Annotated in this window: 16 protein-coding genes and 1 tRNA gene; 14 read left to right on the plus strand and 3 right to left on the minus strand. The window is 58.9% G+C overall.

Annotation, left to right across the window (positions count from 1 at the left end; all coding sequences use genetic code 11):
- Positions 1-369 precede the first annotated feature (369 nt).
- A complete protein-coding gene (locus QZY07_RS00920; protein WP_295399067.1) occupies positions 370-2,148 on the plus strand; it encodes a calcium-binding protein in 1,779 nt (592 codons plus the stop codon).
- A gap of 337 nt (positions 2,149-2,485) precedes the next feature.
- Positions 2,486-3,814 carry a capsular biosynthesis protein gene (locus QZY07_RS00925; protein WP_295399069.1) on the plus strand — a complete coding sequence of 443 codons (1,329 nt, stop codon included), beginning with the start codon at positions 2,486-2,488 and terminating at the stop codon, positions 3,812-3,814.
- 61 nt (positions 3,815-3,875) lie between these two features.
- Here QZY07_RS00925 and QZY07_RS00930 read toward each other — a convergent pair whose 3' ends face one another.
- Positions 3,876-4,286, minus strand: coding sequence for a hypothetical protein (locus QZY07_RS00930; protein WP_295399071.1), 411 nt, complete (start codon positions 4,284-4,286; stop codon positions 3,876-3,878).
- Positions 4,287-4,625: 339 nt separating this feature from the next.
- Between QZY07_RS00930 and QZY07_RS00935 the strand changes: the two genes are divergently transcribed.
- The 6 genes from QZY07_RS00935 to QZY07_RS00960 all read left to right on the plus strand — a co-directional run bounded on the left by QZY07_RS00935 (position 4,626) and on the right by QZY07_RS00960 (position 10,765).
- Positions 4,626-5,720, plus strand: a complete 1,095-nt coding sequence (locus tag QZY07_RS00935) for an ISAs1 family transposase (RefSeq protein WP_295399073.1) — start codon at positions 4,626-4,628, stop codon at positions 5,718-5,720.
- Positions 5,721-6,081: 361 nt separating this feature from the next.
- Positions 6,082-6,453 carry a DVU3141 family protein gene (locus QZY07_RS00940; RefSeq protein WP_295399075.1) on the plus strand — a complete coding sequence of 124 codons (372 nt, stop codon included), beginning with the start codon at positions 6,082-6,084 and terminating at the stop codon, positions 6,451-6,453.
- Complete coding sequence (locus QZY07_RS00945) at positions 6,450-8,168, plus strand: polysaccharide biosynthesis/export family protein (protein WP_295399077.1); 1,719 nt, start codon at positions 6,450-6,452, stop codon at positions 8,166-8,168. Before QZY07_RS00940 ends, QZY07_RS00945 begins: the two co-directional genes overlap by 4 nt.
- A gap of 51 nt (positions 8,169-8,219) precedes the next feature.
- Entirely contained in the window at positions 8,220-8,999 is a 780-nt protein-coding gene (locus QZY07_RS00950) for an ABC transporter permease (RefSeq protein WP_295399079.1), read from the plus strand.
- The gene (locus tag QZY07_RS00955; RefSeq protein WP_295399081.1) at positions 8,996-9,685 is read left to right on the plus strand and encodes an ABC transporter ATP-binding protein; all 690 of its coding nucleotides are present in this window, start codon (positions 8,996-8,998) and stop codon (positions 9,683-9,685) included. Before QZY07_RS00950 ends, QZY07_RS00955 begins: the two co-directional genes overlap by 4 nt.
- Entirely contained in the window at positions 9,686-10,765 is a 1,080-nt protein-coding gene (locus QZY07_RS00960) for a chain-length determining protein (protein WP_295399083.1), read from the plus strand.
- Positions 10,766-10,907: 142 nt separating this feature from the next.
- Here QZY07_RS00960 and QZY07_RS00965 read toward each other — a convergent pair whose 3' ends face one another.
- Entirely contained in the window at positions 10,908-12,905 is a 1,998-nt protein-coding gene (locus QZY07_RS00965; RefSeq protein WP_295399085.1) for a capsular polysaccharide biosynthesis protein, read from the minus strand.
- Between the two features lie 210 nt (positions 12,906-13,115).
- Here QZY07_RS00965 and QZY07_RS00970 point away from each other — a divergent pair, with 210 nt between their 5' ends.
- The 6 genes from QZY07_RS00970 (at position 13,116) to QZY07_RS00995 (ending at position 20,782) form a co-directional block, all read left to right on the plus strand.
- Entirely contained in the window at positions 13,116-14,051 is a 936-nt protein-coding gene (locus QZY07_RS00970) for a glycosyltransferase family 1 protein (RefSeq protein ID WP_295399087.1), read from the plus strand.
- A gap of 493 nt (positions 14,052-14,544) precedes the next feature.
- Entirely contained in the window at positions 14,545-15,525 is a 981-nt protein-coding gene (locus tag QZY07_RS00975; RefSeq protein WP_295399089.1) for a hypothetical protein, read from the plus strand.
- Positions 15,498-16,604 (plus strand): hypothetical protein, encoded by a 1,107-nt coding sequence (locus QZY07_RS00980; protein WP_295399091.1) that lies wholly within the window; start codon positions 15,498-15,500, stop codon positions 16,602-16,604. Before QZY07_RS00975 ends, QZY07_RS00980 begins: the two co-directional genes overlap by 28 nt.
- Positions 16,605-16,888: 284 nt before the next feature.
- Entirely contained in the window at positions 16,889-17,911 is a 1,023-nt protein-coding gene (locus QZY07_RS00985; RefSeq protein ID WP_295399093.1) for a hypothetical protein, read from the plus strand.
- Complete coding sequence (locus tag QZY07_RS00990; protein WP_295399095.1) at positions 17,908-20,592, plus strand: glycosyltransferase; 2,685 nt, start codon at positions 17,908-17,910, stop codon at positions 20,590-20,592. Before QZY07_RS00985 ends, QZY07_RS00990 begins: the two co-directional genes overlap by 4 nt.
- Before the next feature lie 94 nt (positions 20,593-20,686).
- A tRNA-Thr gene (locus tag QZY07_RS00995) sits at positions 20,687-20,782 on the plus strand.
- A gap of 8 nt (positions 20,783-20,790) precedes the next feature.
- On the opposite strand, the gene QZY07_RS01000 is transcribed toward QZY07_RS00995, so the two are convergent.
- Positions 20,791-21,022 (minus strand): hypothetical protein (locus QZY07_RS01000; protein ID WP_295399097.1); only part of this gene is annotated, 232 nt, incomplete at its 5' end.

The raw sequence follows: 21,022 nt of genomic DNA on the forward strand, positions 1-21,022 counted from the left end.
CGATGCCAGCCGCATCCGCAAGGGCCAGGCCCCCGCCATCATGACCTCGGTGCGCCACCTGAGCATGAACCTGTTCGATCAGGAGGGGTCGGCGATCAGCTTGGCCAAGAAGCGCCGCAAGGCCGCGTGGAATGACGACGATCACGCCAAGGTCGTGTTCGGCTGAGAATTTAAACGCGCTCGCCCTGACTGCTGGCTAATTCGGCATTGAAATGCAAGATCAATGTGGGATAAACTAAAAGCCGTTTTGGCGCTCAACAACAACAGTGGTGAAGGCCTTATTGTGCTCGATCTCTCTGTGTTCAGCGGCACAGACATCTCACAACTAGACCCTGACTCTAAAAACCATTTGATAGAGGTATATACGTTATGGCTAGACCAATCAGCTATGGGACGCACGAGCAGGTTCTCGAAATTTATTGTGGCCTCTGGGGGGCCGCCGCCGATGCCGATGGCGCCGACTACTGGACCGCTAGGATCGACGACGATGGTTGGAGTTACGTCGATCTCACCAACTCGTTTTTTGATGCGCCACTCATCCAGGCTCGCTATAGTAGCGATGGCGTCCCATTGCAGGGCGACGCCTTCCTCACCGCGCTCTATACCAATATCTTTAAGGTCGCTACCCCCGACGCCGCTGGCTTTGCCTACTGGCAAGGGGAAATGGCCCGGCAAAGCGTGACCGATTACAATAGCGCGAACGCCGGCACTTTGGTCATGCAAATGATCGACGGCATGTGGGCCAACCCTGTTAACGAAGAGACCGTCCAGCAGCTCTACATCAATTGGATCGATGCCAGCGACCAATTTTATGATTTCCAGAAGGCCAACAGTGGCTTCGGTTATCTTGATATGACGCAACCAGAGCAGGATGCGTTCCAGGAGATCGCCGCTGACCTGACCGCTGGCATCACGGAGAATTCCACCTCGGCGGCTATCCAAGCCGCCCTCGATACCGCAGAGGTTGCACTTGCCACGCTCATTGGTTACGCGCTGACCGACGGTGTCGACACCATCCTTGGAACCGTTGCGAACGACGTTATTGTCGCGGATCCGACCGCGTCTGGTCTTTCTCATACGCTGACCTCGGCAGATACGATCGACGGTGCCGCTGGCACCGATACCATCAATATCGCCATTGATGGAAATGCAGTGCCGAACTTCATCACACCTAATATGATGAATGTCGAAAACATGGTGATCGTGGCGAATGGCGTTTCAGGCAGCGCCGGCAGCGCGACTCTCAATCTATCTGACACCGCCGGCGTTGAGACGATCAGCATCTCCGGTAGCAGTCATGTGGCTCTGCATGCTGACGCGAGTTTAACTACTGTCGATGCCGCCCTGAATACGGGAGGTGTCAGTGTTTCCATCGCGGGCACGACGGCGGTCACGGTGACCGGCGGCAGCGGAAATGATACGTTGGCTGGAGGAGCCGGCCATGACACCCTCGACGGCGGCGCGGGCAATGATGCCCTCAACGGCGGCGTTGGCAGTGACACCCTCGACGGCGGCGCGGGCAATGATGCCCTCAACGGTGGCGCGGGCAATGATGCCCTCAATGGCGGGGCGAGTAGTGACATGATCGTCGGCGGCGGTGGCGACGACATCATCACGGGTAACACCGGTGATGACATCATCAACCTCGGTTCCATCGGTTTGTCGCCCTATGCCAAGCAGGCGACCGATGGAGGTGCCAACGCCTCGGATTTCGGATCCGACAGGGTCAATTTTGGTCTCGGTTCGATTGGCAAAGACGTCGTTCTGGGCATGGTCTTGGGAGATCCGGTGACGACGGAGGCCGATGTCATCAGCTTCACCAATGTCGGTGGATCGACGGCTGCGAACTTGGCTGCGCAGATCACTGACATTACCCTGGGATGGGATTTCAAGGCGACCGACTTCGGCGTCACTGGCTACCAATACAAGACAGATCTCGACTTCTTCGATATGACTGTCAATCTCATCAATGGTGAAGCCGTCACCTTTATGGACTTCATTCAAGAGAGCGCGACGGGCGCGGCAGATCTCAAGGCGCTTTACGAGGGTAACGGTGGACTCGATGGTAATGCGGTGACCATTACCGGCGCTTCGCTGACGGGCTTGGTTCAGGGCTTGGTGGATGGTGGTAACCTGCTGATTGCCTGATAGCAAGACTCGGTGAGCGAGAGCGAACTCAATCATTCACCTCACCAACGCTTGACCTTGAACGCCCTCGGCATGCCGCGGGCGTTCTTTTTTGAGGCGGTCGGAGCGATTTACTTGGACATGGCGTATCGCGAGAGAACATCGCTTCCAAAGGGCTTGATCATGCAAGCGTTGGTTCCTGGTGCCATGCCATTGGGCGGCATGTGATGATCAACCGTGATGATAGGTTGGCCTTCAGTTGCATCGTTGATCGATCCGCGTGAGTGACGTTCCGTATGCCTGGTGACACTCGATCCAGCGATCCAGCGATCCAGCGATCCAGAGGGAGAGACTATCCGTGCTGTCTGCGTTTGCGGGAAAAAGGGTGCTGTTGCTGCAGGGTCCGATGGGATTGTTTTTCACACGCTTGCGAATAGAGCTGGAGGCGGCGGGCGTCGAGGTTTTTAAGATCAACTTCTGTGCCGGAGATCGTTTCTATTATCCCAAGGGAGCGGTCGACTTTCGCGGGACACTTGAGGAATGGCCAAATTTTCTCGGCAATTTCATTGCTCGACATGATATCGGCGTCGTCTTTCTCTTCGGTGACTGTCGCCACTATCACATCGTCGTTCCGCAGGTCGTGCGCTGGCGTTCCGTCAGGCTCTACGTCTTCGAGGAAGGCTATATTCGCCCCGATTTCATCACCATTGAGCAGGGTGGAGCGAACAACTTTTCATCGCTGTCTCACGATCCCGCTTTCTATCGAGCGTGGAGTCCGCATCCGATCTCGCGAAGCAAGCCACTTTCGGTTACTCATGTCTTCTCGCGGGCGGCGTTCTTCGCTGTGACCTACGCGCTCGCCAACGCGCTCTTTGGCTGGCGCTATCCACATTATCAGCATCACCGCTCGCTCGCACCGCTCAGCCAGTCATTTTACTGGATCCGCTCCGGATGGCGTAAGCTCTGGTTCCGTCATCGCGAGGCGGCAACGGCCCAGCGGCTATTCGGCGCGCTCGCTGGCCAGTTCTTCCTGGTTCCGCTGCAAACGCATAACGATGCACAGATCAGCGTCCACTCCGATTATGCCTCGATCGAGGAATTCATCGAGGGCGTCCTTGCCTCCTTTGCTCGGAGCGCGGCGTCGGCACATTGGCTGGTCTTCAAGCATCATCCGCTTGACCGCGGTTATCGCGACTATAGCCAGTTTCTGAGGCGCATGACGGCGAAATATGGCCTGGAAGAACGGGTCATCTATGTTCACGACGTGCATCTTCCAACCCTGCTCGACAACGCCTTGGGGACTATCGTCATCAACAGCACCGTGGGGCTGTCCTCACTGCTGCACGATACGCCTGTATGTGTGATGGGGGATCCGATCTATCATATGCCGGGTTTGACCTTTCAAGGCAGCCTGGATTCGTTTTGGATAGATCCCGGCCAGATCGATCGAGAGCTTTTCTGGCGGTTTCGTGGCTGGCTGCTTGCTCGGAATCAGGCGAATGGCAATTTCTATCGTCGTCTGAGCGCGTTATCAAACCGGACCGGCGTTGCCTGGCCGCCTGGCCTGGCCTGGGAGGTTGATCCGGTGCCACGCGTCTTGCCCAAGCGGGATCCTATTTTGGTGCAAGGGGGAACTCGTCATGCATACGATGATCTTTGCGTCGCTCAGGCTGGATCGGAGCTCTGAGTGCCTGGTGGGGCACCCTCACCCTCACCCTCATCCGCATCGCGTTCAAGCGGTTCCAAGGTTAATGTAGCTTTTCGACGCTATTGCTCAAGGATGGGACGGTGAGCGTTGGAGGGGATTTCTTTCTACCAATGGTCTGGTCATGCAGTTTTTTCTTGAGCACCAGGTCAACCACATGTTGCTCGCGTTTATTGGCGCGTTGACAATGATTGCGTTGAAACAGATCCGCGAAACGGATTACGATCCGCGCCCAGCGTTTATTTTCGCGTTCGCGCCAGGCGTGCGAAGAGATCGACTCCCAGGAATAACCGTTGAACACGGACGCATTGACGAAATGATCTAGTGCCCGTACCCCCGCGCGTACCCGCCCGATCCGCCCTGAAAAGCCAAAAAAAACTAAGAGGATCAAGCCTAAGAAGGCTAGTGGTAGCAGTATTAGCGATAGAGCGAGGCCAGTTAGAAATTCCTTCATCAATGGATACCGGGGCAAGCCCCTTCAAGCATGGGGCGTGATAATGGATTGGTACGTCATGCACTGGTTTCGCGCGCCGATGATAATCGCGAAGTACCCATTTAGGCGAATCCGGTTATTCGAAAACAACATTCGTTGCTCGAGAGGCGGTCCGGCCACGGGGATTGTGTCATGGCTGTGCGCGTTGAATCAGTCGCCCACGCGACGCGATCCGAGTCGGCGTTGCACGTCATAAGCGGTTTACTCCAGGGCGAGCGCGCTTAAACATTCCGTTTTTCGGGTAGTTGACGGATGCTCGCGAGAAACGACAGTTGGAGTTTCTCATGTCAGCGACCATTCTTGAGCATTTCACGTCCGGAAGACCCTCGGATCGAGCGTAACAAGCGGCATGCCCTGGCCGATCTTGTGCTGTTGACGATTTGCGCGGTCGTCAGTGGGGCGGACGGCTGGGAGGCGATCGAGGATTTCGGACGTGAAAAGCTGGATTGGTTGCGTCAGTTTGCGCCGTTTGACAATGGCGTGCCCTCCGATGACTGTCTTGCCAACGTGATCGCGCGTCTCTCCCCGAAGGGATTTCAGGCGTGTTTGTTGAGTTGGACGCAGTCGGTGGCCGAGGTCACCGACGGGGAAGTCATCGCCGTCGATGGGAAGACGGCTCGCGGCTCGCGTGACCGTCGGCGGGGGCGTCAGCCCTTGCACAGGGTCAGTGCCTGGGCGTGTACCAACCGCCTCGTGTTGAGCCAAGTGGCGACCAGCGAGAAGTCCAATGAGATCACCGCCATCCCCAAGTTGTTGGAATTGCTTGAGTTGAGAGGATGTTTGGTGACCATTGATGCCATGGGCTGCCAAACCGCGATCGCCGCCCAGATCGTCGCCCAAGGCGCCGATGACGTGCTGGGATTGAAGGGCAACCAGAGTGCCCTGCAGGAAGCGGTTGAGGATGACTGGACGGTCGCACAACAGGCTGATTTTGCTCACGTCCAGGCCGACTTCATCGAAAAGTTGGACAAAGATCATGGGCGGATGGAGGTGCGTCGCTACTGGATCACCGAGGATCTGCGCACACTTCCCGATCCCGCCCGGTGGGCCGGCTTGCGCCGCATCGGGATGGTCGAACGCACCGGTGTCAGCGACGGCAAGGAAAGTCTTGAGCGCCGTTACTTTATCAACTCGATTCCCGCCGATGCCGCCCGTTTCGCCCGCGCCGTGCGCGAGCACCGGGGCGTGGAGAACCGTCTGCACTGGCGCCTGGACGTGATCTTCGGTGACGATGCGAGCCGGATCCGCAAGGGTCAGGCCCCCGCCATCCTGACCTCGGTGCGCCACCTGAGTATGAACCGGTTCGATCAGGAGGGGTCGGCGATCCGCTTGGCCAAGAAGCGCCGCAAGGCCGCGTGGAACGACGACGACCGCGCCAAGGTGGTGTTCGGCTGAATATTTATACGCGCTCGCCCTGCGGTTTACTCTCAACCTGGTCCGAGTCATCGTTTGTTGCTACCATGAGCGACTGCATCAGGGTCGGCCTTGGATTTGAGCATTGGTAGTTTAGCGGATCATTTTGAGTGTTTGTTACTAGACAAATTGGTGGCCTGCCTTTGCGCGGGCGGCATCGGTCGTCGTTCCAGCGAGTCGAATGGACCACTCTTGGCCGTCCATCTCCTCGGCGCAAGTGGGGGGCGACGTTCCGCCTGTCCGCGCTGACGTCGATATGAGTGCAACATTGGGCAACAAGACTAGGCCAGGGACTTGGGTCTGGCATCACGGATGCTGGCGTTGTCTTCAATGGCTCGTCGTGATGCCTTGCATCCTGTTCATGGCCGGTTGCGCGGGTTGGCCGAGCACGCCATTCGGCGTAAACGACGGGACCGCTTCCGAGCAGATCGTCGATTTTCAGTTGCTGCTGTCACGCGAGCCCGCGGAAACCCTCATCTGGCTGCCCAAGAGCCCTTGGGGTTCGGATCGACATGTCTTGCTGCACGAAAAATATGCCGCGGCGAGCGGCATCAATTGTCGTCGTCTAACCATTGATCCGGAGGGCCAGGCATTTCCGGCCTTGGCCTGTCAGAGTTCCAAGGGCAAATGGGGGACCGTGCGGTTGCTGCAGGTCGATGGGCGGCCAGTGTTGAGCGCTGGGGCCGTGAGCACGCAGACTTGGGGGTCTCAATGAACTCGCACATCCTGCCATGGCTACTCTGTACCCTCCTGACGGGAGCCATCCTGAGTCCGCTCGTGGCCGCACAAGGGATCAATGCCCGGGTCGATGTCCCCGCGGATCAGGCGGTCAAGGCGACGCTCGATAACCTCGAAAACCCGCCCAGCATGAGCCCGCGTCCCGGAACCTATGGCCCGATTAACCTCGGTTCTTCGCTCATAGCGTCCATAAAGCCCTTTGGCGCCAATCTGTTCGAGGGTGGCTTCCGTGGTGTGCGGGCCGCCGGGCTCAATCCCAGTTACCGTGTCATGCCGGGTGATCAGGTCACGGTGCGTGCCTGGGGGGCGCTGGAAATGGACCGCGCGCTGCCGGTCGACGCCCAGGGCAACATCTTCATTCCACAGGTCGGGCCGGTCCAGGTGCAGGGGATTTCTTCATCCGAATTGAATGCTCGGGTCACCGCGGCGATTGGTGATGTCTTTACGGACAACGTCTCTGTCTACACCAATCTGCAAGGGGTGCAACCGGTCGCCGTCTTTGTCACCGGTTATGTCAATACGCCAGGGCGTTATGCCGGCACCCCGAGCGATTCGGTGCTGAATTTTCTTGACCAGGCTGGCGGGATCAATCTGGAGGCGGGGAGTTTTCGGGACATTCGGGTGCTTCGCAAGGGTCGCTCGATCGCACAGGTCGATCTCTATCCCTTCCTGCTCTCCGGCATCCTGCCGCAGCCGCAATTCGAGGAAGGGGATACCATCGTGGTCGGGCAGCGCGGGGCGATGGTGAATGTCTCCGGCGATGTAGCACAGGCGCATCGCTACGAACTGAGCGGCATCACCCAATCGGTCGACGACGTGCTGCAATGGGTGCTGTTGAAACCAGGGGTTACACGCGCGCTCCTGAGCGGGGTGCGTGATACGGGGCCATTCTCGCAGTACATCACGATGAGCGACCTGCGCCAGCAGCGTCTGACCGACGGCGATGAGCTTCTGTTCGCGGCCGATCAGCGTTACGACACCATCCTGGTCGAACTGGAGGGGAGTTTCGAGGGACCCTCGCGCTTTACCATCCCGCGCGACGCCCGCCTGAACGAGCTGCTCGACAGCGTCCAGGTCAATCCCGAGCTGGCCGATGTCGAGAGTGTCTCGATCCGGCGCCGAGGGGTGGCGCAGCGTCAGCGCGATTCGTTGGAGGACAGTCTCCGTCGGCTCGAAACGGCCTACCTGGGTGCTTCTTCGCAGACCGTGGAGGAGGCCAAGATCCGCGTCTCCGAGGCGACGCTGATCCAGGACTTCGTCAAGCGCGCGCGTCAACTCCAGCCGACCGGGCGACTGGTGGTCGCCGAGGCTGGCGTCGTCCGCAATATCGGGCTTCAGGATGGCGACATCATCACCATTCCAGCCCGTTCCGATTCGATCTTCGTCAGCGGTGAGGTCTTGGTCCCTCAGGCCATGGTCTATCGTCGTGGGCAGACCGTGGAGGATTACATCGACCGTGCTGGTGGTTTCACGGACCGCGCCAATACCAGCATGATTCTGCTGGCACGCCAAAGCGGCGAGGTCGTTGCGGCTAGCGGTACACGCATGCGCCCCGGCGACGAGATTCTGGTCTTGCCGAAAATTCCTTTCAAGAGTCTGGAGTTGGCTAAGACACTGACCGATATCTTGTTCAACCTGGCCGTGACCACGCGGACAGTGCTCTATATCGGTGCCTACACCGCACTGCAATGAGCATGAAAGGCCCGCCAAGCCAAGGTCCGGACCCGGCGGGGTCTGCCTGACATGCGCTCACACTGGCAGGTGACTTGGAGCGTCTGGCACGCGCTCTTCATGCGCGAGGTGCTGGCCCGCACCACCGGCGACCGGCTGGGCTGGTTCTGGATGCTGGGTGAGCCGGTGGCCTTTATCGTCATCATGGTGGGCATTCGCAGCCTGATAGGGCGCACGGGTGGGATCATCGGTGCCGACTACATCCCCTGGTTGATCGTCGGTATCACGGCCTTTTTTTTGTTCCGCGAGAGCGTTATCCGTGCCATAAACGCGATCGAGGCCAACCAGGCGCTCTTTGCCTACCGGCAGGTCAAGCCCATCGATCCGGTGCTGGTTCGTTCCGCGCTGGAAGGCTTGTTGAAAACCACGGTGCTGATGATCTTGATGGCGATGAGCACCTTGCTGGACTACGACATGCTGCCAGCCGATCCGCTGGGAGCCATGCTTGTCTGGCTTTCGATGTGGCTCCTGGGGCTCGGGGGCGGCCTGGTTGTCTCGGTCGGTGCCCGGCTCGTGCCGGATATCGGGCATGTGATCAAGATGCTGATGCTGCCCATGTTCATCATGTCCGGCGCTATCTTCCCGATTCAGAGCATTCCACATGCGTTTCAGCGGTATCTACTCTACAACCCCGTTCTGCACGGCTTGGAGCTACTGCGCGCGGACTTTTTTACCGGTTATACCGCGGTGCAGGGCGTCAGTTTCGAGTATCTGTGGCATTGGAACCTGGCCCTGCTCGCCCTCGGGTTGGCCTTGCATCTGCGGTTCGCAGCGCGTTTGAAAGCGAAATGATTGAAGTCAACAAGGTCTATAAGCGCTACCACACTCACAACCATCAGAGTACTGGGTGGGTCTTGCGTGGAGTGGATTTCCGCCTCCCGAAAGGTCTCAGCCTCGGCTTGATCGGCGGCAACGGCGTGGGTAAATCGACGCTGCTGCGGCTGATTGGTGGTATGGATTATCCGGATCGCGGCAAGATCGTGCGCAACTGTCGCGTCTCCTGGCCCATCGGCCTGGCGGGCGGCTTTCAAGGCACGATGACGGGCCGCCAGAATGTCAAATTCGTCGCCCGCATTCATGGCAACACGCGCCGGATCGACGAGGTTATTGCCTTCGTCCAGGATTTCGCCGAGATCGGCAAGGCCTTCGACGAGCCCATCAAGACCTATTCCAGCGGCATGCGCAGCCGGCTCGCCTTCGGGTTGTCGCTCGCCTTCGATTTCGATCTCTACCTCTCCGACGAGGCCACCGCCACCGGCGATGCGTCCTTCAAGGCCAAGGCCAAGCGCGCCTTCAATGATCGCGTCGGCAAGGCGAGTATCATCATGGTTTCGCACAGCGAAGGGATTCTGCGCGATCTCTGCCAGGCCGGCGTCTGGCTGCGCAATGGCGAGGCAATCTGGTTCGACGACATCGCCGAGGCACTGAAGGCTTATGGCGAGAGCGTCAAGAAGCCACCGCTCAGGAAGGCGGGCTAGATGAAGATTCCGCGCATTGCCCCGACGTGGGGTCTCGTGCTGGCGGCGATTCTGGGCGCTATCCTGTACTGGTCGCTCATCGCCACGGATCGCTATGTCTCGCGTTCCAATGTGGTCCTGCTCAGCGCGCAGATCGCACAATCGCACGCTGGTCTTTCCGCCATCCTCTCGGGGCCGACCGGCAACGACTTGCTGATTCTGCGCGACTTCATGCTGTCAACCGATATGCTCCAGCGGCTCGACGCGGAGCTGGATTTGCGCGCCCACTACGCCAGTTCGTCCATCGACATCCTCTCGCGGCTGACCGCGCCCGATGTGTCTACCGAGGATTTTTATCTCTATTATCTCAAGCGCGTGTCGGTGGAACTCGATGAATATGCACAGGTGTTGCGCATCAGCGCCCAGGCTTACGATCCCGGGACCGCCCGCGGCATCGTGACCCTGTTGATCAAGGCGGGCGAGGAGCACATGAACGCCATGGGTCATCGCCTGGCCGAGGAGCAGGTGCGCTTCATCGAGGCTCAGGTCGAGACACTGCGAGCGCGCATGGTCGAGGCGGGCGAGTCGCTGCTGGACTATCAGAACGCGCATGGGCTGGTCTCGCCCACCGGCACGGTGGAGAGTCTTAACTCGGTGGTGTCCACCCTGGAGGGCGAACTGGCCACGCGCGAGGCTCGCAAGGGGGCGCTCAGTGTTTCGCAGAGCGAACGTTCGCCGGAGATGATGCGCCTGGAAAGCGAAATAAAGGGGTTGCGCGCGCAGATTGCGATCGAGCGGGCGCGACTGGCACGCAACAGCGGCGACGCCCTCAATCGTTTGTCCTCCGAGTATGATCTGCTCAAGCTCCAGGCCGAATTCGCCAGCGAGCTTTACTCCAGCGCGCTAGCCGCGCTGGAAGATACCCGCGTGGAGGCGGCGCGGTCGCTCAAACAGGTGTCCGTTCTGCAAACGCCGACCGAGCCCGAGTATCCCACACGTCCGCGCCGGCTCTACAACATTGTTGTCTTCATCATTTTGGCCGCGCTGGCTGGCATCATCGCACAGTTGCTGGTCGCCATCGTCCGTGATCATCAGGATTGAGGGCTTCAGGCGGTTTCCAAAAAGCGCATATCTCTCCCGGCGGTTCGTCGCGGCTGCAAGCCGCTCCCCTCGTGGCAGCCGCGACGAGCCAGTCAGCGATGGATGCTCTATTCGTTATTGCGCCTGACATGAGATTTTCCCGTCAATCACCCTGCCATCCTTGATCGATACCATCGCGCCATGCGGCACACCAGCCCAGCATTGGCCGCAGCAGCTGGCGCCACCAGGGTAACCTTGCGCCGGCCTCCCGCGCGCGCCAGTCCAGCAACTCATCCAAGGCCCGTTCGGCGGTTGTAAAGCGCCCGGTCGCGCGGCTCACGTAGGTGGGGTAGAGCAGCAGGGCGCCCGCCACCAGCATCTCCAGGGATAGCTTGCGGGTCCGCCGCGTCGGTGGTTCGCGATCGATCGTCAAGCCCCAGCCCGCATAGAAGGGCTGACCGTGACAGACCACGGTCTTGCCGCGCAGTAGGGCCTCGAACCCTGCCAGCGAGGTGAGTACATGGAGCTCATCGACCTGTTCCAGCAGCGCGCCCATGGGCACATCGGTGACCAGCGCGTCGCACCACTCGCGGGTCTCGGCCTCGCCTTCGCCGCGTGATCGCAGTCCGGCCAGCACATCTGGATGCGGTTTATAGATCAGATAGGCTGTCGGGTGTGCCGCACGGGTGGCCTTTAACAGATCCAGATTGCGTCGGATCCCCGGTGCTCCACGGCGGATCGAGGCGTCCATTTCCACTTGGCCCGGCACGAGAATCACGCGATCCACGCCCATCGGCCGCCGCCAGGTGCCCGAGCCGACGTTATATTTGGTCAAGCCCGCCGCCACGATTCGCGCGCGCAAGGTTTGGGCGCGCGCCAACAGTGGGGCGTCGAACACCGCTGTTTGCAGCAAGACCTCTAAATCGGATGCCCGGGTAGCGTCGTAATACATCCCCCGCGTATCCACTACCCAGGACAGGGGCCGGATCAGATCCGCCCCTAACCCGACCGAACGTAGAAAGCCGTCTTCCAGTCGCAGCGTCGGTGTTGCCGGCGGTGTCGCCGCCATGCCCCAGACCGCGAGTGTCTCGTTAGGGGCGTCGTGGCGGTGGGGCGCGAAGCTGACCTGACTGCCCTGTAGAAAAGCGACCACCAGGGGGCGCTTCCATGGCGAAAAACCAGGCGCGCGGATTGGTCCGCTGAAACGCTCGCGCATGCGCCGCTGCAGGGCCATCCAATCGAGCAGTCGCTCCACCTCGCAGCGCTCGCCGGTTTCGGGGTCCAGATAGCGGGGATAAGCCACGAGCGTGGCATGGATCAGCTGCTCCAGATCGACCGCCGAACGGCGCGCGGGCGCGGTGAGTTCATCCTCCGTCAGCCCCCAGCCGGCATAGAAGGGCATCCCAAAGGTCCGTACCCGGCGTCCCCAGAGCAATGCCTCGAATCCCATCTGCGAGGTGACCGTATAGACAGCCGTGACATGCTCCAAGAGCGAAACGGGGTGGACATCCCGTGCCAGCACCCGCACCCGCGTCAGACGGGCCAGCGTTGTCAGGTCAAAATGACCGCGCTTCAGTCCGGCAAAGACATCGGGGTGAATCTTCACGAGCACGGTCGCATCCGGATGCTCGCGGAGGGCGGCGTCGAGCATCCGCTGGAAACTCTCCGGGGCGGCCAGGCCATAGCCAATTGCTGGATCGCCGAAGGTTTGATCCACCACCAGTACGGCTGGGGATGGCAGGGGGGTGCGATCCTCGGGCAGATGGTTGTACTTGGAGACGCGTGCCGCGCGCCAAGCCGATCGCAGCGCCCTTGCACGCGCCAGCCCGGTGGTGGACAGGGTGTTCGGGATCAGCGATTCCAGCCGCGATACTTGGGTTGCGTCGTAATAGATCCCGAGGTCATCGACGATGAGCGAGAGCGGCGGATCCTGTGAACCCAGTCCGACCGAGCGCAGAAAACCGTCTTCCAGCGCGAGATAGGGGAGATGATGGGCTAGGGCATAGCGTCGCGCCCGCTTAGCGGTCGGCTTGTGGCCCCAGCCGGCGATTGCTGTCAGATCCGAGGGGTGCCGGAAAGGAGGCACAGTCACCGGCGGCGCGCCCAATAGGGCCTCCAGATGTGGAATCTTCAGGATGCCTGGCGAGAGAATCCCAATCATATGAACAGCTTCCGTGGGAGCGCCTCCCAATCGCGACTTGCGCCTCGGTGAAAGATAAGACCCTTTGTTGTAATTTCCCTTTAGGTCATTGCTGTCGCGGCTGTAAGCCGCTCCCACGGTTGCGCTGAAAGATTTCGTGTTGAAGTTAATGTCGAATGCCGAGTAATCTGATCGAGTTGATCAGAAACAGGCCGATGCCATCGAGGAAGCGTGCCCAGCCGTCCGCCAGTCTATCTGGTCGAGGAGCGTCCAAATCCCTCGACCGATTATTTCGTCCTGCCCGCGCTGCGCGCCGCCGGACATCGGATTATCCGCTGTGATTTTCACCAGACGCCCAGGCCCGCCGATCTGATCGGTGCCAGCGTCGTTTTGGTGCGCTATGTCTCGCCGCGCTGGGCGAGGCTCATTGCAGACACCCGCTCGCGACTGGTGCAGCTCATCTTCTTCATGGACGACGATGTGCTCGACAGCGTCGCCGCGCGAGGCATGCCCTGGCGCTACCGCTTCAAGCTCGCGCGCCTGGCCACCTGGCGTCGTCAGTGGCTCCAAAATCAGGGGGTCGATCTCTGGGTCTCCATGCCCTATCTGCACGACAAATACGCGACCTGGCAGCCCCGGCTCATTCTGCCCATGCCACTTCCCGCGCCAGAGACCGACGCCATCACCCGCGTTTTTTATCACGGCAGTGCCTCTCACGAGGCCGAAATCCGCTGGCTCTACCCCGTGCTGGAGGCCGCCCTAGACGCCGAGCCCCGACTTACCTTCGAGATCATCGGCGGGCGCGATGTCTATCGTCGCTATCGGCGACTGCCGCGCACCACCGTCGTGCATCCCATGTCGTGGCCGGCCTATCAGTCCTTCACGGCCATGCCAGGGCGCCATCTGGGGCTGGCGCCCTTGCTGGATCGGCCCTTCAATCGCGCCCGATCCTGCACCAAGTTCTTCGATATTACCCGCGCCGGCGCCGTGGGTCTCTATTCGCCAGGCTCGGCTTGTACAGAGATGGTTCGTCACGGTATCGATGGTTGGGTGGTCCCGCTTGCCCCTAAAGCCTGGAGCGATGCGATCCTTGCCCTAGCCCGCGACGGTACCTTGCGACAATCGCTCATCAGCGCGGCCAACCGCAAACTCGCCACGCTTAAATGATTGAGCGGCATGACCATCGCCAGGATCTCAAGGGCACGGGCAAGGGTTGGTGTTTTTTTAGATCACAGGGCGAGCGCGTACCCCTATAAATCAATAAGTTACAGTTCATATGTATTGTGAAGCTCGCATCTTAACTGTTTGATTTTATTGATTTCAGAAAAAATTATACGCGCTCACCCTGTTTTAGATCAGCTTTTGGCACCCAAATGTGACGGATCGCGCTATCATGATGGGCTAACCGTCGTCGGCGCAATAGTGCCACACGGCGTTGCAGAGACTCGATAATTTTGTCGCATGCCCCATCCGCCTCACGGCGCGGAGTGGTGCGCCGCGCAGCATGATGTAATCGATGGATGGGGTAATGTTGCAGCCGCTTTTCAGACGGATTGGTAGGCTAGAGTCTGCGTTAAGTCACATGCGTCATGGACGAAGACGAAGTAGCCCGACCAAGGTGCTTCTGCATGTCGGGATGTCTAAGTGTGGCTCCAGCGCCTTGCAGGTTTTTTTAAGTAGCCCTGCCTTTGAGAAGGCAACCAACGGGCGTTGCGCCTATCTCGCGCTGCACGCGGACGGCAAGCTCTGGCGTGGCGATCCACTGATCGAGCATGCCGCAAGCTCTCCGCGTGGCTATTGTTCGTCACATCTAGGTGATGCGATTTCCGCCTTTACCCCAAATCAAAAACAACAGGTTCGTCGCCTGTTAAACGACCTGAGTCGTAAGTACGATACCTTGATCCTCTCTTGTGAAGGATGGGGGCAGAATCCGCAACGTTTGACCGACGATTGCATCTTTGCCGACGACGCCTTTCACGTCGAAGTGCTGGCTTATGTACGGCCCCAGTTGGAATGGATAAACTCGGCTTGGTGGCAGTGGGGGGCTTGGACCGCACTGCCGGCAGGCCAATGGATCAACCGTCAGCGGCGAATGGCGCAATGGGATGCGCTCGCGCGACAATGGGCCGCTAAACCATGGGTCAAGAAGATTGATGTGCGTCTCATCGACGGCGATGTGGTGCAGGACTTCATGCACTATCTCGGCTTTCAGGTCCCCGCCCAGCCGCGCGTTAACCAAAGTCTGCCCGGAATCCTGCTGCGCGTTTTGCAGCACAATCGCCAATTACGCGCGGGTCCGCATGACTCGGCGATTGATTTCGTGCTGGCGCGCCATCTTCAACTGGACGCTGGGGGCACCCCATGGATCCTGGGCCCTCGCAAAGTGGAGGAGCTTCTAGCGTTTTTTCGTCACGAAAACGAACAGCTAGCGAACCGTCTGTCGTCCGAGCAGCGCGAAACAATGCTGGACGATCCGCGCTGGTGGCAGGCGGAGCCATACCTGCTACGGCCTGTCGCCAAGCCCGTCGTCGAGAGGCTCGATGTCGCGCAATTGGAACAATTGACAGTGGCCACGCTGGAAGCAATCAACCGGCTGGATGCCGAGCTACGCGCGTGTCGTTCTGGCGCCTCCTCTTCCTGAGATCATGCGTCGGTGTTGCCGGGCGAGAATGTTTTAAAGAACCTATGGCTAGAATATTTCTACATATCGGTACCAATAAGACCGGAACCAGTGCGATTCAGTCGTTTTTTAGTCACAATCGTGAACAAGCGAGGGAGCATGGATTTCTCTATCCGGAGACCGCCTGCAGCGGTTCCGCGCATTACGCTTTGAGCGGATTGCTTGGCTTCAATCTCAACAAGCACAAGCGTTGTGCGAAACGCGCGGATGATGCCGAGTGGCGAGCAATTCGCGAATCGCTTGATCGGGAAATTGCTGATACTTCACCATCCGCGATCATGTTCAGCTCGGAGAACTTTGTCATTGGAACTCCGCTCGAACCTGTCCGCGACTTTTTCGGGAAAGACGATGTGCGCATCCTCGCCTATTTACGTCGTCATGATAGTTGGTGGGCCGCCGCCTATAGCCAGGCGGTCAAGGCAGTGAGCTTGCCGCCCTGGGGTCAGGGAATCGAAGGATTTATCCGCTTCCGTAAGAAACGTGCCCCGCAGGGGATCAATTATCGTCATTTGCTTGACAGATGGGCCGCTGTCTTTGGTCGCGAGCATCTCATCGTGCGACCCTACGAGCAGCAGCAAAATGAACCCGATATCGTGGTCGATGTTCTCCGAGCCATTGATCTCGACATGGGTTTGAGCTTGAAGACTAGCGACACGGCCATACTGGATGCTATCTGCTCAAAACGCCGTAACGAATCGCTCTCGCCCCATGCGTTGCACCTGATGGAGATGTTTCAGCGTGCCAGAATTGCGACGGACATGCATGTGCGTCTGATCGGATATGCCAAATCGCTACCTGCATCCGGGTCGCGTCAATCTATCCTTTCGCCCTTGCGCCGCTTGCAGCTCATTGAGGAAAACGCCGCTGATTATGCGTACATCGCCAAGGAATATCTTGGGCGCGAGGATGGCCGATTGTTTTACGATCCACTACCAGATCCGGATGAACCTTGGGAGCCGCTCAAACCTCTCGCTCCGCCGCAAATCGTGGAGGAAACCGTGAGGGCGCTGATTGGCGATTGGCGGGATGCCAAGGTATGAGGGCCTTCCATGAGAAGGCGTCCAGGCCCAATGCCTTGAGTCTGTGGAAAGTAACCGTGACTTTTCTGGAAGCAATCAACAGATTTAATTTCTAGTCGTTACAGGACTTTCCTTCTGGTGCATCCCATTCCTGAGATCCTAAGCTGGATACTGCTAGGTAACGAGTGAGAAATAAGTTATACGTCAAGTCAATCATAAGCCCCTTGAACAGGCGGTTGCGCTCAGGATGATGTGTAACTTGTTAGTGAGCCGTTCCTAGGCAAGCATTTTTTAAAAATTCATATATGGCTAAAGTGTTTTTGCATATTGGTATTAATAAGGCTGGGAGCAGTGCGGTCCAGTATTTTTTTAATCATAATAGAGAAAAGGCAAAGCAATTCCGTTTGCTTTACCCAATAACGGCTTGTGCCAATTCGGCGCATCATTCATTAATGTATTTTTTATGCTCCAAGCCGGGAACTCAAACCAAGAAAAATGATTATTTAGAAAAGTCTCGAAAATTTCGTGAATCCCTCGATCTGGAAATTGAGCTTGCGTCACCGACCGCTATCCTTTTAAGCTCAGAGTATTTGGTCAACCCGAACAACATAGCGCCGGTAAAGGATTTCTTCGATCAGGATGAGGTACGTATCCTCGTTTATCTGCGTCGTCACGATACTTGGTGGGAATCGCTCTATAATCAGACAGCCAAAACAGTGATGTCCCCGCGTTGGGGGAGCGGATTCGATGCCTTTGTTCGATTTAGAAAAAATGAACTCCCAGGATATGGTAACTTTCGCCGTTTGCTTGAGCGATGGTCCGCCGTGTTCGGCCAACGGAATCTCATTGTTCGCCCCTATGAATGGCATCAAAACAAACCCGATATCGTCGTGGACCTATTACATGCGATCGGAGCGGACATGGGTGTGGACACTGTCAAGATACCCTTGATTTCTGCTATCCGTTCGGTACGCCGTAACGAATCGCTTCCGCGTCACGCTTTGCGTCTTATCGAGATATTTCAGAAGGCTAAAATTCCCCAGGATATTCGTGCGCGTCTGATCCACCACGCCCGGTCGTTGCCCGTAACCGAGCCCCGCCAATCCATCCTTTCTCCCGCGCGCCGCCTGCAGCTCATCGAGGAAAACGCCGCCGATTACGAATATATCGCCAGGGAATACCTGGGGCGCGATGACGGTCGGCTGTTTTATGATCCACTGCCTGATCCAAACGAGCCGTGGGAAGCGCCGCAACGGCTAGCGCCGCAACAGATCGTGGAGGAAACTGTCAAGGCGCTGACCGACAGTCGTCAGGACGCCAAGGCGTGAAGATCCTTCTGCGGGACCGTCTCAAGGCGCGGCAGGGCGAGCTGCTGCTGTCGGGACTCTGGCTCTTGGGTTCCATCGCCCCCCCCCTGGGGTTGCGCAAACGCTATCGCGGCATCCTTATCCACCTGATCAAGAAGACGGAGCTGTTTGATCGCACCTATTATCTCGACGACAATCCCGATGTGGCGCAGTCCGCTATCCCGCCGCTGCGCCATTATGTCGCCTATGGCGATCCGGAAGGCCGTTGGCCCATGCCCCTGTTCGACCCCGGCTACTATCGCGCCCGCGTTTCGGGTCGGACCAAAAGCGTCAATGCCTTGCTGCATTATGCCTACGTGGGGCGTTATCGCCTGGTCGCGCCGAGCGCTTGGTTCGATCTGCGCTATTACCTTGCCAACAACAAGGATGTGGCGCGCTCCCATCAAGAGCCGTTGCGTCATTATTTGCGCAGGGGCGGTCTGGAAGGGCGCTCGCCCAATCCGCAATTCGATGGCGCCTACTATCTCCACACCAACCCCGACGTGCGTGAAGGACGGATCAACCCGCTCATTCATTATCTGCAATCGGGGAGGTTCGTCGAGCGCCCCACGCGCCATTTGTCCGAGGCCATCGGGACCGCAACACCTGGCGATGATCCCGCGACATTGGTCGTCGCCGATCCCTGGGCCCTGTTTGCCCCTTCGCCCTTGGATCGGGAGCCGCTCGTCGATGTCATCGTCCCAGCCTATAAGGATCATGAGCTGACACGGCGCTGTCTGCTGAGCTTGCTCTCCGCGCGCAATGCAACCCCTTTCGTCCTGACCGTGATTGAGGACGCCAGCCCCGATCAAGCGCTGGTCGAGGAGTTGGAGCAACTGTCCGCCCGGGGGCTGATCGACTTGCGCCGTCACACCCGTAACCTTGGTTTCGTCGCGACCGCCAACGAGGGGATGGGGCTTCATACGTGGCGGGATGTGGTGCTCATCAATGCCGATACCGAGGTCTACGGCGATTGGCTCGACCGGCTGCGTGCCGTGGCTTATCGGTACCCGCGAGTCGCCACGGTAACGCCGCTGTCCAATAACGCGACGATTTGCAGCTATCCACGTTTTCTGCATGACAACCCTTTTCGGCTTGAAACGGATTACGCCACTCTCGATGCCATGGTGGCGCGCGTGAATGCCGGAGAGTCTGTCGAGACGCCCACGGGGGTCGGATTCTGTCTTTATCTGCGCCGCGATGCCCTGAACGCGCTGGGACACTTCGACGCGGAAGCCTTTGGACGCGGTTATGGCGAGGAAAACGACTATTGTCAGCGCGCCATCCGCGGCGGCTGGCAAAACTTGATCGCAACCGACATCTTTGTGCGCCACATCGGTGGCGCCTCTTTTCAGGGCGAGAAAGGTCGGTTGGTGGCGAATGCCATGAAGTTACTGGCGCGACGCTATCCTCCCTACCATCGGGATGTCGATGCCTTTATTCGTCGCGACCCCTTGGCACGGGCACGCCAGCGGCTCGACTGGGAACGCCTCAAGGCACTGGCGGGTGACGAAAACGTGCTCATCGTCTGCCACAATCGCGGCGGCGGCGCCGAGCGTCATGTCCAGGAAGATACGCGGCAACTGCGTGCGGAAGGCAAGGGAGTTTTCTACCTGCGCCCGGACCGCGCCCGACCGACCCATGTCCGTCTGGGTCATCCGGACTGCCGCCAACTGCTCAATCTGCCAACGCACGCCCTCGCCGATACTGAAGCATTGGCGGGGCTGTTCCGGGCGCTTCGGATTCGCCGTGTCCACAGTCATGGCCTGATCGATTTCACGGCGGATGCGCCACAGCGGATCCTGGCGCTAGCCCATGCGCTGGACGCACCCTTGGATGTCGACATCCATGACTACAAGGTCATCTGCCCGCGCGTCAACCTGGCCGATCGACGGGGGCGCTATTGCGGCGAACCCAGCGAGGAACATTGTGATCGTTGTCTAGCCATCGAAGGCAACGATTTCGGTGCGACCAGCATCCGCGATTGGCGCTCGCTCCATCAGCAGGTGCTGAAGTCATCCAGTCAAATATGGGTTCCGGATGCGGATGTGGCAACCCGTCTTGGGCGTTATTATCCCGATGTGATTTTTAACGTTCTGCCGCACGAGCACATCGCTCCGTCGATCCAGGCCATCCAGGCGCCGAGCCTGGCGGGCGACGAACCGCTGCGCATCCTCGTCATTGGTGCAATCGGCAAGCTCAAGGGCTACGATGTCCTGCTTGCCTGCGCCCGAGATGCACGGCAGCGTTGCCTACCGCTCGATTATCACTTACTGGGCTACAGCATCAAGGATGAAGCCTTGGCGAAGGCCGGGGTGCGGATCACGGGCCGTTATCTGGATCAGGAGGCCGAGGCCAGGCTCGACGCCATCAAGCCGCACGTCGTCTGGTTTCCCTACACCTGGCCGGAGACCTACAGCTATACGCTGTCGCTGGCCTTGCGCGGCGGCTACCCGGTGTTTGCCTTCGATCTCGGCGCCATCGCCCGACGCGCGCGCGCGCTTAATCACCCTGGCGAGCTGTGGCCACTGTCGCTGGCCGATGACCCAGACGGCATCAACGATCGCTTCCGCGCTTATCGGGCCACGGCGATGTACTCCACGCGCGACGGCGGGTTCGAGCCGGTGACGCTCGGGTCGGAGCCGGACGAGGAGGAATCTTGAAGGCGGCAGCGGTTTTTGATAGCGTGACGAAAACGTGACGCGCTCCGGTCACGTTGGGTTACACTGCGTCACGTTGGGGACACGAAAGCGCGGGGCGGATGCACTAACGTGTTGAATAGAAAGTTTCTTTTTATGAATCAACGCATTCGTAATGCGTAGGTCGCCGGTTCGAATCCGGCCATCGGCTCCAAATTTCAATCAGTTACGCTCGATTTCTAGCGCCTTGAAAATCAGCGTGACCAGCTCGTGACGCATGGACATCGAGCATCGCAACCGCTGCCCTGACATTTTCAGGCGAGAGATGTGCGTAAATCTCCGGGCGTCGATCATCGTTTGATCCATGTTAGCCGTTCCTGGGAGCGCGGGCCTTTGGCTCGCGAGGCGGGCGAGACGCCCGCGCTCCCAGGTGGACCAAACGATGATCGAGGCC

Origin of the sequence: uncultured Thiocystis sp. (assembly GCF_903866365.1) — a bacterium.
GTDB lineage: Bacteria > Pseudomonadota > Gammaproteobacteria > Chromatiales > Chromatiaceae > Chromatium.